Origin of the sequence: Pseudoalteromonas sp. SIMBA_162, from assembly GCF_046535955.1 — a bacterium.
Lineage (GTDB): Bacteria > Pseudomonadota > Gammaproteobacteria > Enterobacterales > Alteromonadaceae > Pseudoalteromonas > Pseudoalteromonas marina.
Genome location: NZ_JAWJBQ010000875.1, coordinates 1 through 250, shown reverse-complemented (window position 1 = coordinate 250; position 250 = coordinate 1). Strand labels below are relative to the sequence as shown.

The 250-nt window shown below is 60.8% G+C and carries 1 pseudogene; it reads right to left on the bottom strand.

Features of this window, described 5'->3' with window-relative positions:
- Window positions 1-250: pseudogene (locus tag R0J88_RS22200) on the bottom strand (RNA degradosome polyphosphate kinase); the annotation flags it as partial.

Here is a 250-nt window from a genome sequence, read left to right as displayed (position 1 = left end):
ATCGCTCTCCAGACGCCAGCTCTGGCAGTTGTCGACCAGATAGGTGTCCAGGTCCTTGCGGATACGCTGGGCCAGCTTCTTGTCGAGCAGCGGGAAGCAGGTCTCGACGCGGTGGAACATGTTGCGCTCCATGTAATCCGCGCTGGAGCACCAGGTTTCCGGCTGACCGGCATTGTGGAAGTGGAAGGTGCGCGTGTGCTCGAGGAAGCGACCGATTACCGAGCGTACGCGGATGTTGTCGGAAATCCCC